General features: G+C 44.9%; 11 protein-coding genes. 7 read left to right on the forward strand and 4 right to left on the reverse strand.

What is annotated here, in order from left to right; genetic code table 11:
- Positions 1-349 precede the first annotated feature (349 nt).
- Together phhA and ACTUJY_RS08395 are read right to left on the reverse strand one after the other, a co-directional pair.
- A complete protein-coding gene (gene phhA, locus ACTUJY_RS08390; RefSeq protein WP_463615629.1) occupies positions 350-1,258 on the reverse strand; it encodes a phenylalanine 4-monooxygenase in 909 nt (302 codons plus the stop codon).
- A 28-nt stretch (positions 1,259-1,286) separates the two neighbouring features.
- Positions 1,287-3,218: an ATP-binding cassette domain-containing protein gene (locus ACTUJY_RS08395; protein WP_463615630.1), complete on the reverse strand. Its 1,932-nt coding sequence runs from the start codon at positions 3,216-3,218 to the stop codon at positions 1,287-1,289.
- Between the two features lie 214 nt (positions 3,219-3,432).
- Between ACTUJY_RS08395 and ACTUJY_RS08400 the strand changes: the two genes are divergently transcribed.
- A complete protein-coding gene (locus tag ACTUJY_RS08400) occupies positions 3,433-5,427 on the forward strand; it encodes a transglycosylase SLT domain-containing protein (RefSeq protein ID WP_463615631.1) in 1,995 nt (664 codons plus the stop codon).
- A 189-nt stretch (positions 5,428-5,616) separates the two neighbouring features.
- On the opposite strand, the gene ACTUJY_RS08405 is transcribed toward ACTUJY_RS08400, so the two are convergent.
- The gene (locus tag ACTUJY_RS08405; protein WP_463615632.1) at positions 5,617-6,816 is read right to left on the reverse strand and encodes a hypothetical protein; all 1,200 of its coding nucleotides are present in this window, start codon (positions 6,814-6,816) and stop codon (positions 5,617-5,619) included.
- 147 nt (positions 6,817-6,963) lie between these two features.
- Here ACTUJY_RS08405 and ACTUJY_RS08410 point away from each other — a divergent pair, with 147 nt between their 5' ends.
- The 4 genes from ACTUJY_RS08410 (at position 6,964) to ACTUJY_RS08425 (ending at position 11,065) form a co-directional block, all read left to right on the forward strand.
- Positions 6,964-7,278 (forward strand): DUF6763 family protein, encoded by a 315-nt coding sequence (locus ACTUJY_RS08410; RefSeq protein WP_463615633.1) that lies wholly within the window; start codon positions 6,964-6,966, stop codon positions 7,276-7,278.
- Between the two features lie 90 nt (positions 7,279-7,368).
- Complete coding sequence (gene ung / locus ACTUJY_RS08415; protein ID WP_463615634.1) at positions 7,369-8,046, forward strand: uracil-DNA glycosylase; 678 nt, start codon at positions 7,369-7,371, stop codon at positions 8,044-8,046.
- Positions 8,047-8,208: 162 nt separating this feature from the next.
- Positions 8,209-9,138: an ABC transporter substrate binding protein gene (locus tag ACTUJY_RS08420; RefSeq protein ID WP_463615635.1), complete on the forward strand. Its 930-nt coding sequence runs from the start codon at positions 8,209-8,211 to the stop codon at positions 9,136-9,138.
- Complete coding sequence (locus tag ACTUJY_RS08425) at positions 9,131-11,065, forward strand: ATP-binding protein (protein ID WP_463615636.1); 1,935 nt, start codon at positions 9,131-9,133, stop codon at positions 11,063-11,065. The genes ACTUJY_RS08420 and ACTUJY_RS08425 overlap by 8 nt, the downstream gene beginning before the upstream one ends.
- A gap of 122 nt (positions 11,066-11,187) precedes the next feature.
- Here the strand turns inward: ACTUJY_RS08425 and ACTUJY_RS08430 are convergent, their stop codons facing one another.
- The gene (locus ACTUJY_RS08430; protein ID WP_463615637.1) at positions 11,188-12,549 is read right to left on the reverse strand and encodes a formimidoylglutamate deiminase; all 1,362 of its coding nucleotides are present in this window, start codon (positions 12,547-12,549) and stop codon (positions 11,188-11,190) included.
- A 71-nt stretch (positions 12,550-12,620) separates the two neighbouring features.
- Here ACTUJY_RS08430 and hutI point away from each other — a divergent pair, with 71 nt between their 5' ends.
- Positions 12,621-13,874, forward strand: a complete 1,254-nt coding sequence (gene hutI / locus ACTUJY_RS08435; protein WP_463615638.1) for an imidazolonepropionase — start codon at positions 12,621-12,623, stop codon at positions 13,872-13,874.
- Positions 13,874-14,509 carry an endonuclease III gene (gene nth / locus ACTUJY_RS08440; RefSeq protein ID WP_463615639.1) on the forward strand — a complete coding sequence of 212 codons (636 nt, stop codon included), beginning with the start codon at positions 13,874-13,876 and terminating at the stop codon, positions 14,507-14,509. Before hutI ends, nth begins: the two co-directional genes overlap by 1 nt.
- The last annotated feature ends 8 nt before the right edge of the window (positions 14,510-14,517 follow it).

Genomic DNA, 14,517 nt, shown 5'->3' on the forward strand with positions numbered 1-14,517 from the left:
TATAAGTGAACATTGGGGTCACCTATTAGCCAGCCGGTGTCAAGTGCACGTAATCTCTTTACGTTGGTTTGCGTAGATTTAACGCACCAGTCCCCCATCTGGTTTAATCCCAGAAAGCTCTCAGTTCCGAGCCTTGGTCCCCAGGCTCATTCAGAACCTGTGGTTTTCTCAAAGAACACCCAACCCGTTGCTGACTCACAGGTTCGGGCGTTAAAAGCTTTAATAGCGGTGATGTCGGCGTCTAATCATATTTATGGTTCAAGCAACGTTTTGACAATCAAAAACCAACCCCACCAACAAACCAAAACAAAAAAGGCGCCATTGGCGCCTTCGAAAAAGACAATAACTTCTAACTCGCTTTCTTTTCTTCTTTAGGAGGATAAGTGGGCTCAAACAGTCCGAGTTGTTTCGCCTCTTTGACGTGACTCATGATGTCCATATGCGCAATATCGAACAACTGCTTCATACTGTCGATAACATAATAAATCGGTTGCATAATATCGATACGATATGGGGTTCGTAACACGGTCATAATATCGAATGGTCGATGCTCCGGTTCATTCGAAAGCGCATACTGTGACTCACCAATCGAAGATAAAATACCGCCACCGTAAATGCGCTGACCGTTTGGTGAATTGATTAACCCGAACTCAACGGTAAACCAATAAAGGCGAGCCAGCCAAACGTGATACTGTTTATCGGCTGCTGCTCCTAACCGACCATAGGTGTGAGTAAACTCGGCAAAATAAGGGTTGGTGAGCATGGCGCAATGACCGAATATCTCATGGAAAACATCCGGCTCTTGCAGGTAGTCCATTTCCTCTCGAGTCCGAATAAATGTTGCGCAAGGAAACTTTTTGTTTGCAAGCAAATTAAAGAACTTTTCGAATGAGATCAGCGCTGGAACCCAGGCCACTTCCCAGCCGGTTTCCTTACGTAAAATTTTACTGACATCCTCGAGTTGCGGGATCCCGTCTGCGGATAAGCCGAGTTTATCGATACCTTCCATGTATTCATCACACGCTTTACCGTCAATCAACTTAATTTGTCGATTGTATAGCTCATTCCAAATTTGATGTTCTTCATCCGTATAATGGATAAAGCCATCTTCATCGGCTTCGCGAGCCTTGTATTTGGTACCCTTACCCATGATTGAAATACCTCTTTGTCTGTACTTTGTAGGACTTTGCCCTAATTTATTATAGCGTTGTAATGGCCTTATTATCTCGCGTTTACCGGCAGAGCCGCAAGCGAGCAACCGAGATTTCTAGCCTTAAGACATCGGATCAGTTGATGTTTTTCATGGCTTCCAGCTCTTCCCAACGGTCCATCTTTTGTTCCAATTGTTCTTGTAAATCAGCCAGTTGCTGAAAGTGTGCCTGCATTTTTTCTGGACTGGCCTGCTGAAACTCGTTGCTTTGGCTGTGTGTTTCCAGAGCGTCGATGTCGGCTTCGAGTTGCTCCAGTTCGGCGGGTAACAACTCCAGCTCACGCTGAAACTTGTAGGATAATTTCACCTGTTTATTGCTTGGCTTTTGCGTGTTTGTTACTTCGCGCGCGGCTTTTTGCTCACTGTCGCTTTTTTTAGATTTTATCGATTGCGCTTGAAGTTTTTGCTGTCGATAACGTTGATAGTCGCTGAATCCGCCTTCAATTTCGATAATCGTTGCCGCTGGTTGCCCTTCCGCTGCATCATCATTGGTTTCAAACACCAAAAGAGCCTGAGCCACGTTATCGAGAAAGCGACGGTCATGACTGATCACAATCACGGTACCTTTAAACTCCACCAGCTGACTCTCAAGCAGTTCCAACGTTTCAATGTCAAGGTCATTGGTTGGCTCATCGAGAATTAACAGATTAGCCGAGCGGGTAAACAGTTTGGCCAATACCAAACGACTGACTTCGCCACCCGATAAACTACTCGCCGGAGTACGCATACGTTCAGGGCCAAATCCATAATCAGCCAAATAACTGATCACATGCTTTTTCTCGCCATTCACTTCGAGAAAATCGCGTCCTTCGCCCACATTATCGAATATGGTCAAATCTGGATTAACGGTGGATCGCATCTGATCAAAATAGGCAATTTCCAATTGTGTGCCAAGCTCAACCAAACCGCTATCGGCGTTTAGCTCTCCCAATATCATTTTGATCAACGAGCTTTTACCGCTGCCGTTAGCACCTAAAATACCCAGCTTGTCGCCTTTTAAAATAGTGGTAGAAAAATGCTCAAACAAACGTTTGTCGCCACGGCTTAAGGCAACATCTTCCAATACGGCAACCCGCTTGCCGGAAGTACCCCCACTTTTTACATCCAGTTTGGCTGTATTCTGTTGCACTCGCCTTTCGGCTCGTTCCCGACGCATTTTTTTGAGTGCACGCACGCGACCTTCATTACGGGTGCGACGCGCTTTAATACCCTGGCGGATCCACTTCTCTTCGTTCGCCAATTTTTTATCAAACTCGGCATTGGTTTTGGCTTCATCGGCCAATTGCTTTTCTTTCGCCTCGACGTAAGCGTCGTAAGGCGCCGGAAACTCATTGAGGTGACCACGATCCACCTCCCAGACTTTTTCCACGATGGCATCGATAAACTGACGATCATGCGAAATTAACAGTAAGGCGCCTTTAAACTGTTGCAACGACTGCTCTAACCATTCAATGGTATCGAGATCGAGATGATTGGTCGGCTCATCCAGTAGTAATAAATCCGGCTCGGATGCTAAACATTCAGCCAATGAAACACGGCGTCGCCAGCCGCCCGACAGCGCAGACAGTTTGACCGAACCATCTAATTGTAAACGCGTTAAAACACGTTCTACTTTTTGTTGCCAATGCCATCCATCGGTACGATCCAAAAAGTCGTGCAACTGATTCACTTCAGACTCACTGCCCCCCCGCTCCAACAACTGTTGGTATTCTTCAAGTGCCTGTTTAATGTCTTCAACACCGCGCGAAACATAATCAAAAATGGTGTGCTCGGTCGATTCCGGCAACGATTGCGCAAGGTATCTCACTCTTAGAGATTTTTGCCGCTGGATCTCGCCAGAGTCGGGTACATTGATCTGGGCAATCAGTTTTAATAATGAAGACTTACCGGCGCCGTTACGGCCGACAATTGCGATTTTTTCGCCAGCATCCAGCGAAAAGCGGGCGTTATCTAACAACACATGTGTGCCATAATTAAGGCACACTTTATCGCCACGTAATATTGCCATTGATGGGTTATTCCTGACTGAACTATTCGATTTTAAGAGCGTGGACTATAGTATAGAAAGGAACTTCAGGGGAAGTAGGAAGTCCAGAATGTAGGCCCTTTTACCTTGTCAAAGGTGGAGTATTTGATTTTTTTGCTTAAGAATCAGGCGATTTGCCGATAACCTATTTAAAGCGTCATTATCTACAAGTGTCGAAACGAGCCGTTGAGTTACGATGAAAAGAAAGTGGTTTACTCTTGCATTGTTGTTGTCTTTTCCGCTGATGGCGGACGATAAAACCACACCTTTATCCTTTCATTCGCATCAACTCACCGAACAAGAAACTCAATCGGATTTACCCACTCAAACAAAATCGCTCGAATTTCGCGAGCAGTTTCAACAAGCCATTAAAGCATTGCGTCGTGGCAATCGCTCCGACTTTCAACGCCTTAAACATTCATTAACCGATTATGTGCTTTATCCTTACCTAGAACAAATTGAGTTGCTTGACAACATCAACCTGAATCACCGCGATACGATCCGTTCCTTCCTAGAGCGTTACGGTACTGATCCAGTAACCATTCCGGTACGATATCGATTTCTTCACTTACTTGCTCGCAAAAATCAAACCCATCTATTTTTAAGTTATTATCGCCCCAGTAGTGACGTTTCTTTACAGTGCCACTGGCTCAGGTTTCGCCTGAAAACCGACGAAAGGCGACAAGATATATTTGATCAAGCCGAGCGTCTTTGGCTTTATGGAAAATCACGACCCGAAGCGTGCAACCCAGTATTTAAAGCGATGCAAAAAGAAGGTCGACTCACGGCTTCTTTAATTTGGGAGCGACTTTTACTGGCATTAGAAAAGCGACAGACATCACTCATACACTATTTGCAACAACAATTACCAGAACATGAACAACCCATCGCGCAATTTGCGTTACAGGCTTTACATAACCCCGAGCGATTAACAAAACCACCGTCAAAACAGTTGGATCGTGAAAAGCTCGCAGACGTAGCCGCTATTTTATTACGTAAACAAATTTGGCGTGATCCAGATAAAGGACTGTTACTGATTGAAAAGGTAGCACCGTACCTTCCGCTCAGTTACAACCAGCGCAAAGTGTTGGCGCAAAATATTGCATTAGCACTCGCCTCAAGTAACCACCCGCGAGCCAATGAATGGCTCAACAACATCCCCGTGAAGGAGCAAAACGAGCTGCTTTTACGCTGGAAACTGGCGTTTGAATTACGGCAGCAAAACTGGCAGGAAGTGAACCAATGGTTGTCTCGAACACCAGCGCCTGAAGATTCGGAAAATGACTGGCTGTATTGGCAGGCTCGTTCAGAACAACAATTGGGTCGTGATCAGCGTGCTTTTGAAATGTTTAATACCTTATCAGAGCGTCGCAGTTACTATGGCTTCTTAGCAAGTGCTCTGTTAGGCAAACCGCCCAATTTGCAGCAGAAAAACTATACCTTTTCGCCGTTGCTTATCGAGCAACTGCAACAGCATGACGGCGTAAAACGAGCTTATGAGTTATGGCAACTCAACCGACACTACTCTGCCAGACGCGAGTGGAATCAGGTAAAAGCCGAAGTCAGTGAAAGTGAGCGCAGGCATCTTGCTGCTGTAGCCCATCAATGGGGTTGGCACGATCAGGTGATCTACTCTCTTTCCGAAAATGGCATGTATGACGCGGTCGATATGCGCTTTCCCATTGCTTTTGAATCGTTAATGAAACAAGCTTCAAATGAAGTCAACCTAGACTTAACACTCAGCTTGGCCGTTACTCGAAAAGAAAGCGCCTTTATGCCCGATGCTCGATCATCGGTCGGAGCACAAGGGTTAATGCAACTGATGCCTTACACCGCACGTTATGTTGCAAAGAAAAACAAACTACCGTCACGCTACTCGCGAAACCTAACCAATCCAAAGTCCAATATCGCCTTAGGTACACGCTATTTGAGGCAACTTTTGGATGAGTACGAAGGCAATGCCGTCTTAGCAACGGCATCCTATAACGCAGGTAAACATAAAGTCATCAAGTGGCTACCCGATGAAGGCAACTTGCCAGCGGATATTTGGATCGAAGTGGTCCCCTATAAAGAAACACGCTCTTATATTAAGAACGTACTCGCCTACCAACAAATTTATCGCTCGTTGCTCGGTCACACAGAAAACTACTTTGAGCAACTGGTAACCATGCATATTGAAAAAGCGCCTTAGGAAGTTCTAAGTTCTAAGTTCTAAGTTCTAAGTTCTAAGTTCTAAGTTCTAAAAAGATTGTTTTGGACTAACCACCATGCCAACTTTATTTCTCATAACTTATCACTTATTACTTATCACTTATTACTTATCACTTAGTGCTTAGTGCTTAGTGCTTAGTGCTTAGTGCTTAGTGCTTAGTGCCTAATATCAAAAATACTTATCCAAAGTAATCTGAATAAAGTCGTCTTTACGATACGAATAAAACAGAGTTTGATCTGGCGCATTTTCATCAATACCGGTAAACACTCGTCCTTCAATGCTCAACTTCATATCATCCCCAATCCGTCTTGCACCTTCAATGGAAAAAAACTGCGCATCGTTATCGGTTTCCATTCCAAAACCCACCAATAACTCAGACGATTGCACATCGTTAAATGCGAAGCGTGCTCCAGCGACGACCACGTCAGACAGTTCAACAGAAAACAATTGATTTCCAAAGCGGTCGCGTTCGTCATATTGGTATTCGAGAATCCAGCCGAGATCGACCAACGAATCGAAAATTGCATAGGTGGAATACTCAAACCCGGCAACCGCTGCAACATAATCTTCATTACCAAAATCGGTGCGATAAATCATTTCAAGTTTCAATAACCAATCTTCCAAAGTGGCTTGAGCATCGATGCTGCTCTGAGTGATTTGTGGGTAATAAGGTATTAAAGAGCCATTCATCAGGTTGAGCTCAAATAAAGGATCACGACTGGTACCACGAAAGTGCGCCAACCCTACGTCCCAATCGCCCAATGTTTTGGTGTATCGAACAGCAACATCAACGTGTTTTTCTTCAGCTCCCGATTCGTATCGAGCGTTATCGGCATCTACCGGAAACTCAAGACGCAGCCGACCATCGCGCCCGGCAAACGTACGCTCACGAAAGCCAGGAAGCACAAAAAAACCTAAGGTGCCCCATCGACGCTCCAGATTAAAATTAATCATGGGTTGGCCAAGTTTGTCTTCACCGTCTACATTTTCGACAAAATCGGTTTGATTAATGATATCGACCAGATGTTGAGTTTCTGCCACCCCCCAGAAGACTTTGTTCATCCCGACATTAAGCGACCAGCCGTCACCTACAGTTTCCCAATAGGCTTCGCGAATATCAAAATGGCTCCGCTCACTGTCCATGGTATCGATACGAGCAAAAGGCTTGAAGGTGAAGCTAGCGTCATCCCAGCTCATGTACCACTCCGGCTCTAGATACAACGACAAGGACTGATCCTCCTGTCCTTGCGTTGCTTCTTCGGTAAACAGCCGTATTTCAGCACCAACAACACCAGAAAACCGTGTATCGGCCAACGTTAAAAGGGGTAAAAAAAGAACAATTTTCAAAAGGTTAGATATTTTAAGCACAGTAGTTACCTTTACTTACAGACCAGTTGGTCTGTATTATAGAGATTCCAGCCGCTTATAAAAAGAGGTTTGTTTAAAAAACAATAATCTGAGTGAAGGGTGTGTTACTTCTTATAATGTAAACAAAGGACATGGAAAAGGACTCATATGATGAATCAGGTAGAAATTGGTCATTGGTACCGCATAAATTTTGCGCCGGACCCGGTTGAAGTCGTTTCAATTGATGACGATATTCAGGTCGTCGAGTTCCAACACTTTGACGGTGAAATCGAAGCACTGGATCTGACCGACTGGCAATCGTTAATGCCACTCGAAGTCGAAGCACCCGAAGACTGGAGTGGACCGTTCGAACTTGACCGGCAAGACATCAACCCCGATCAGTTATTTGTTGAATACAACCGAAGTGATGCCCTTGCGGCACTCGAAAGTTTCGAGCCCTCACCCTACGACACCGCAGAATAACATTCTAATTAGAGTTACCAGGTAAAAGTTGCGCGTTCCGTTAGCAGTGGTTAGTATCTCGCACACCAACCACCAACCCAAAAGAGCGCCATGCCAGAAACCTGGTCTGATGTACTTGCCGAAGAAAAGCAAAAAGATTACTTCATAAACGTAATGGATTTTGTTCATCAACAACGCGATACAGGTAAAACCGTTTTCCCACCACAGTCGCAGGTTTTTTCGACATTAAAATTAACACCCTATGCTGATGTGAAAGTGGTGATTTTAGGACAAGATCCTTATCATGGGCCGAATCAGGCCAATGGTTTAGCCTTTAGTGTGAATAAAGGCATTCAATTACCGCCCAGTTTGCGCAACATTTATAAAGAAATTGAAAGCGACCTTGGTGCAACTTGCGCGTCCCATGGTGACCTCACTCATTGGGCAGAGCAAGGCGTCTTGTTACTCAACACCGTTTTAACCGTTGAAGCGGGAAAAGCGCATTCCCATAAAAATATAGGTTGGGAAACGTTTACCGATCGCGTCATCGCTTGTTTAAATAACGCACCACAACACTTAGTGTTTCTGCTTTGGGGATCTCACGCTCAGAAAAAGCAAGCCCTGATTGATACCACCAAGCATACGGTACTTAAGGCCCCTCACCCATCGCCTTTGTCTGCACACCGAGGCTTTTTTGGTTGCCGTCATTTTAGTCGCACCAATCAGGCGCTCACCACACACGGACAATCTACCATCGACTGGATTATTCCAGAACATACCGCGCAATAAACAGACTCGTTCACACTTTTACTCGCACATTCATAAGGTTAAGAGGTAGTTTCGCCATAATATGATAAACTTGTTGCAAGACGAGAGAATAAAGAGGCTCGGACAGCCAACCGCGGTCTGAACTGAATGGGTTATTTTTTATATCGGATTACGATAATTTTATTGCTTTTACAGCCCCTGTCATTGGTGTTGGCAACAGCCAATCAAACACCAATGGTTCGCGTTCAACTGCTGCAAAACAAAGACGATAAACTGTCAGCCGCTTTTGCCTCCCATCTCAAATCTCATATTAGTACACGTAATTCAACTGTCGAAGTCGGCATTGTTAATATTGAAAGACCGTTACCGACACTCGATGCTCCCTTAGTGATCGCCTTGGGAAGTGAAGCATTCGAAGCTGCCTTACAATCCAACTACCAGGGTCATTTGTTGGCATGCCTTGTTTCATTAGTAGACTATGAGCGTTTAATTCAAGATCACCAACAAACTAACTTCAAACAAATTTCGGCGGTATTTCACCAGGCGCCGATTATTCGCCAAATGTTGTTATTTAAAGAGTTGAATCCGGCGGGAAAACGATTAGGACTGCTTATTTCACCTCACGAAAAAGAACCGATAGATGCATTAAAACGTACGGCTTATCAATTAAACTTGATACTGGAATACGAAATCATAGAAAGCACCGATGATTTATCTCGCAGTTTAATCAAATTGATCAATCGTACCGATGCTGTTATCGCTACACAAAATGAAGCCATTTATAATCGCTCAACCATTAAATCCATTTTGCTAACGCTTTATCGACATAATAAGTTTTTAATTGGTGCCGATAAAAAATTTATCCGCCCCGGTAGCGTTGCAACAACGTACACCTCAATGCAACAACTGCTTGATGAATTAGTGGACGAAATCAATCATTTTTTTCGAAATAACCAGCAATTGCACTCGGCTTATTTTAGCAAGCGGTTCAGTGTTGCTTTTAACGCCGACGTGGCCCGCTCATTAAACCTGACGATAAAATCCGACAGTCATTACATTGATGCAATCCAGGCGACAGAAATCAGCCTCGGAGAAAAGGATTTGTATGAATAAATGGTCCATCTTCAAAAGAACCATGTTTCTGGGGCTCGCCCCAGCGCTGTTTATGTTTTTTGCACTCACGGCCTATTTTATTCAGGACAAGTTTACGGTTTTACAGTCGCGCTTAACCAATAAAGGCGAGCTTTTGGTGCAACAGTTGGCACCAGCCAGTGAGTATGCCGTATTCATCAAAAACCCAACATTATTGGAAGACATTGTCACCCCCATTTTAAAAGAAAATGATGTCGCTTTTGTTGAAATTCACGATCGTGATAATGAGCTGTTATTGTCTCGACGAAACCTCGCATTACTGGACACCGACAGCCGACAAATTCGCTCATTCAGCTCCGATATTGTGTTACAGGATGTACCTCTGGAATCGAGCGACTTTGACTTGGGGATCCAGCTTGATAGCGATCAGACGGACTCAAAAATCATTGGAAAAATCACCATTGGTTTAACAACGCAAAAGTTACAAAAAGAACAGCAGGAGGCAATGATAGGCGGCATACTTATCGGACTTGCCAGTTTATTATTTGCGACCATTTTCGCTCTGTTTATCGCACAAACGATTGCTCGACCGGTTCGCTCACTTTCAGAAACGGTCAAACTGTTTAAGTCAGGAATGCTATCTGCACGAGTCGACGAGCACTCAGGTGGTGAGTTAGGTGTATTAGAATCAAACCTGAATGCAATGGCCATTAACCTGGAGCAAGCCAAGCGTAAAGAGCTGGAACATGCGATGGCTTTGGAGCAGGCACGTGCCGATGCACTCGCCGCAAGCAAAGCGAAAAGTAAATTTCTGGCGCGTATGAGCTACGAATTACGCAGCCCGATGAATGGCGCAATCGGAAACTTACAGCTACTCGAAGCATCCCGTTTAAGCCCCGATCAACGAGAGTACGTGGAACGAACCATAGGCTCCACCAGCGAACTGTTAACGTTACTCGATGATATTCTTGATTATTCGAGACTCGAAAATCAATCGATGCCGCAAAACCCTGAGTACTTTGATCCAATTCGACTGGTTAAACGAAGCTTAACGCCCTTTATTCAAATGTGTGCGCAAAAACACATTGACGCTAATACCTTTTTTGAAGGTAAAGAACAAAACATTTTAATTAAAACGGATGAAAAGTTACTTCAAAAAACCATTTACCACCTGCTCAACAATGCGGTGCTCATGACTGATCAAGGGTTTATAGATATTAAAATGGACTGGCATCCCACCGAAAACAATGATGACCTCTATTTAAAACTGGAAATTTCCGACACGGGTAAAGGATTCAGTGCCGAACAGCAAGCGGTATTGTTTAATACGTTTGCGTTTGCCGACGACCAAGAGCAGGAACAACAACCAAATCTCAGTTTAGGACTGGCGATCGCCAAAAAACTGACACAGCTCATGGGAGGAACGATCAACGTCAACAGTGCTCCTGGCAAAGGCACCCAATTTCATTTGGAATTTGTGTTTCCTTATAAAATCAAACACGAACAAAAGCAGGAAGAAAAAACTGTCGCAAACGAATCTCGCTCACTACGCGGCCGGGTGCTGGTCATCGATAGCAGCAGTATCGATCAATTACTCACTAAAGAAATGTTAAATAAATTTGGTGCGACCGTCGACACCGCCATGAGCTCACACATAGCACTCGAAAAACTACGACAGTTTCAATACCAACTGGTCATTCTCGACTCCAACGTGGTCGACGTAAAAATCCTCGAAATGATTCAGAAAATTCGTGCTTTCGAGCGCGCTAAAAATATCCGGATTCCACTTTTGATCACCACGGCCGACATTATGATCGAGCATTGGCGCGAACTACTGGAAGTCGGCGCTGATGACTTTATTACCAAACCCATTGATATGCAGCTCTTATGGCAAAAGTCGGCGAATTTGATTTTACCCTTCGACTCGCCAATTCAGCAGACGAGTTGAGCGAAAGTTTCGAGTTTCGAGTTTCGAGTTTCGAGTTTCGACAAAACTTTGGGCTTGCAACTCGTAACTATCAACTAGTCACCGCTTTCTCTTATCGTTCCTCGAACCACCCTCCCCACTTCTCATGTTTTCTCTTTCAAAACACGCAAATAACGCGCTTTCGCCTCTGCCATTTTCGAATGATGCCGATCGTTGACTTGCCAAACGCCATTGACCATCACATCTTTTACCGGATTTTCATTCGCCGAAAAAATAGCCGCATCCAGCAAAAATTCGGGTTCAACAGCATACAGCTCGCTGATGCTTCGATCCAAAACGACCCAGTCGGCGCGCTTACCGACACTCAGTTCTCCGGTCGATCGGTTGACAACCTTCGCTCCGAATTTCGTGGCATGTTGCCATAAAAATTGACCGACGTGAGGCATTTGATCCGTACACAGTCGATTGCGTTTTTGATGCTTCAACCGCTGGCTGTATTCGAATAACTTCAACTCTTGCCAGGGTGAAATCGTGATATGACTGTCGGATCCAATCCCAAATCGCCCGCCTTGCTCTAAATATTCCACACCATTAAAAATACCATCGCCCAAATTCGCTTCGGTTTCTGGACAAATGCCAGCAATGGCACCACTTTGTGCCAGCAATTGCGTTTCCTGCTCATCAAGGTGGGTCGCATGTACCAGACACCAGTTTTCATCCAGCGATAAGTTATTCAGCAGCCATTGCACCGGCCGTTGTTGGTAATGTGCAAGGCAGTCGTTCACCTCCTGCACCTGTTCGGCAATGTGAATGTGAAAGGGGCCCTTTGCCGGATGTTGTCGCCACCAACTCTCCAGTTCTTTCATTTGCGGTGCGGAAACAGCACGTAGTGAATGCGGAGCAATGCCCAAAGTGACATTATCATCGTGATGATATTCTTGGTGTAACGTGTCGAGCAGGTTATAAAAATCACTCAGTGTATGGAGAAAAGGTTTTTGCCCAGAGTTTGCGGCTTGCTCGCCAAAACCACTGTAATGATAAAACACAGGACAATGACAAATCGCCATACCGGCCGCACGCGCTGCCTCAATCACCATGATCGAATTAATAGCCGGTTGCTGATAACGCTGGCCATTCGCCTGATGATGCAGGTAATGAAACTCGGCACAACTGGTATACCCTTGTGTCAGCATTTCGCAATAGAGATATTCGGCAATGATGTTTAAATCATCAGGCGTCAGCTTTTGCAATAAACGGTACATGGAATCACGCCAGCTCCAGAAAGAATCCTCTTTATTTGCCTGAAACTCCGTTAAACCAACAAAAGCCTTTTGAAACGCATGCGAATGCAAATTGACCATTCCAGGAATCACCGGCCCATCGAGCACATGTGCATCCGGCAACAAACCGGTGTCGATAGCCGTAATCATTCCTTGCTCTACTGTGAGCGTTTTATCGCGTTGCCAACCATCACTTAGTAAAACTTCTTTGGCGTAATACTTCATTGAACCTTTCCCATTGATGCCAGTCGCGCTAACATACTGCCTCACTTTTCAATTAGCAAGTATCGTTTGTTATGACACCTGAAAAATCAATTCAAGCCGACAACCTCTGGTACAATGTTCACTTAATAACCCTTGAAGGTGATGCGCCCTATGGGTTAATGGAAAATGCGGCGATCGGCGTTAAAGACGGAAAAATCAGCTTTATTGGCGAATTGTCTGAGCAAGATGTACAAAAATTGTATCTGGATGGTTGTAATACTTACGACCTTCAAGGCAAATTTTTGTCTCCAGGCTTGATCGACTGCCACACACATATCGTTTTTGGCGGCAATCGCAGTAAAGAGTTTGAACAGCGTTTAACCGGTGTCAGTTATGAAGAAATCGCTCGCCAGGGTGGCGGCATACTTTCAACGGTAAAAGCCACACGCGCTGCAAGCCCGGAGCAATTAGAAGAGTCAGCCATTACACGTATCGAACATCTGTTGCAGGAAGGCGTAACCACCATTGAAATTAAATCCGGTTACGGGTTGGATGTCGAAAGTGAATTGAAAATGTTACAAGTTGCGAAAGGATTAAATCATCGTTTACCGGTTGATATATTTACTACCTTTTTAGGTGCCCACGCCCTTCCCCCAGAATACGAAAATCGAGCCGACGACTACATTGCCCTGGTGTGCGATGAAATGTTACCCAAAGTAAAAGAAGAAAAGCTGGCTTCAACGGTTGATGCGTTTTGCGAAAACATCGGCTTCAGTCCCGAGCAGGTAGAAAAAGTTTTTCAAACAGCGAAACAATTGGACTTAAAGGTTAAGCTGCATGCCGAACAATTAACCGATCAAGGTGGCGCACAATTGGCTGCAAAATACGATGCGTTATCGGTAGATCATTTGGAATACGTGAGTGAAGACGGTGTTAAAGCGATGGCAAAGAGTGGCTGCATTGCCGTGCTTTTACCGGGCGCCTTTTATTATTTGCGCGAGGCGCAATTACCCCCTATCGAAATGTTCCGAAAATACAATGTACCTATCGCACTAGCAACCGACTGCAACCCCGGTAGTTCTCCCTGCACGTCATTGTTACTTATGTTAAACATGGCCTGCACACTGTTTCGGATGACGCCAGAAGAAGCCTTTCGCGGCGTCACTCAATACGCCGCTCAGGCATTAGATATCAACCAAACGACCGGAACTCTCGCTCTCGGTAAAAAAGCAGACTTTGCAATTTGGAACATTGAGTCTCCCGCTGAGTTAGCCTATGCCTTTGGTCACAACCCTTGTGTGGGTGTTGTTAAAGACGGTGTCACTGTAGTAGAACGGTTGAGTTAATGAATAAAGCCAAACGCGAACAAATCTTTCAACGCTTTAAAGCCAACAACCCCAAACCCACTACTGAGCTCGAATACAACTCACCGTTCGAATTGTTGATCGCGGTGATTTTATCGGCGCAGGCTACTGATGTCGGTGTGAATAAAGCCACTCGAAAACTGTATCCGGTGGCGAATACCCCCGAAAAAATTTACGCGCTCGGTGTTGAAGGCTTAAAAGAGTACATAAAAACCATTGGACTCTATAACGCTAAAGCCGAAAACGTGATTAAAACCTGTAAAGCATTGATTGATTTACACGGCTCCGAAGTGCCAAGCGACCGGGAGTCGCTAGAAGCTCTGCCCGGTGTGGGCCGTAAAACCGCTAACGTGGTGCTCAATACTGCCTTTGGGCAACCTACTATGGCGGTCGATACGCATATATATCGCGTGTCTAATCGAACCAAAATTGCACCGGGTAAAAATGTTTTAGAAGTAGAAAAAAAACTGCTTAAATTTGTACCGAAAGACTATTTGTACGACGCGCATCATTGGTTGATCTTACACGGTCGTTACACCTGTGTTGCCCGCAAGCCACGTTGTGGCTCCTGTATTATTGAAGATTTGTGCGAGTTTAAAGATAAAACCGAGGTGTGAATTAAACC

Source organism: Pleionea sp. WD8-19 (assembly GCF_055326765.1).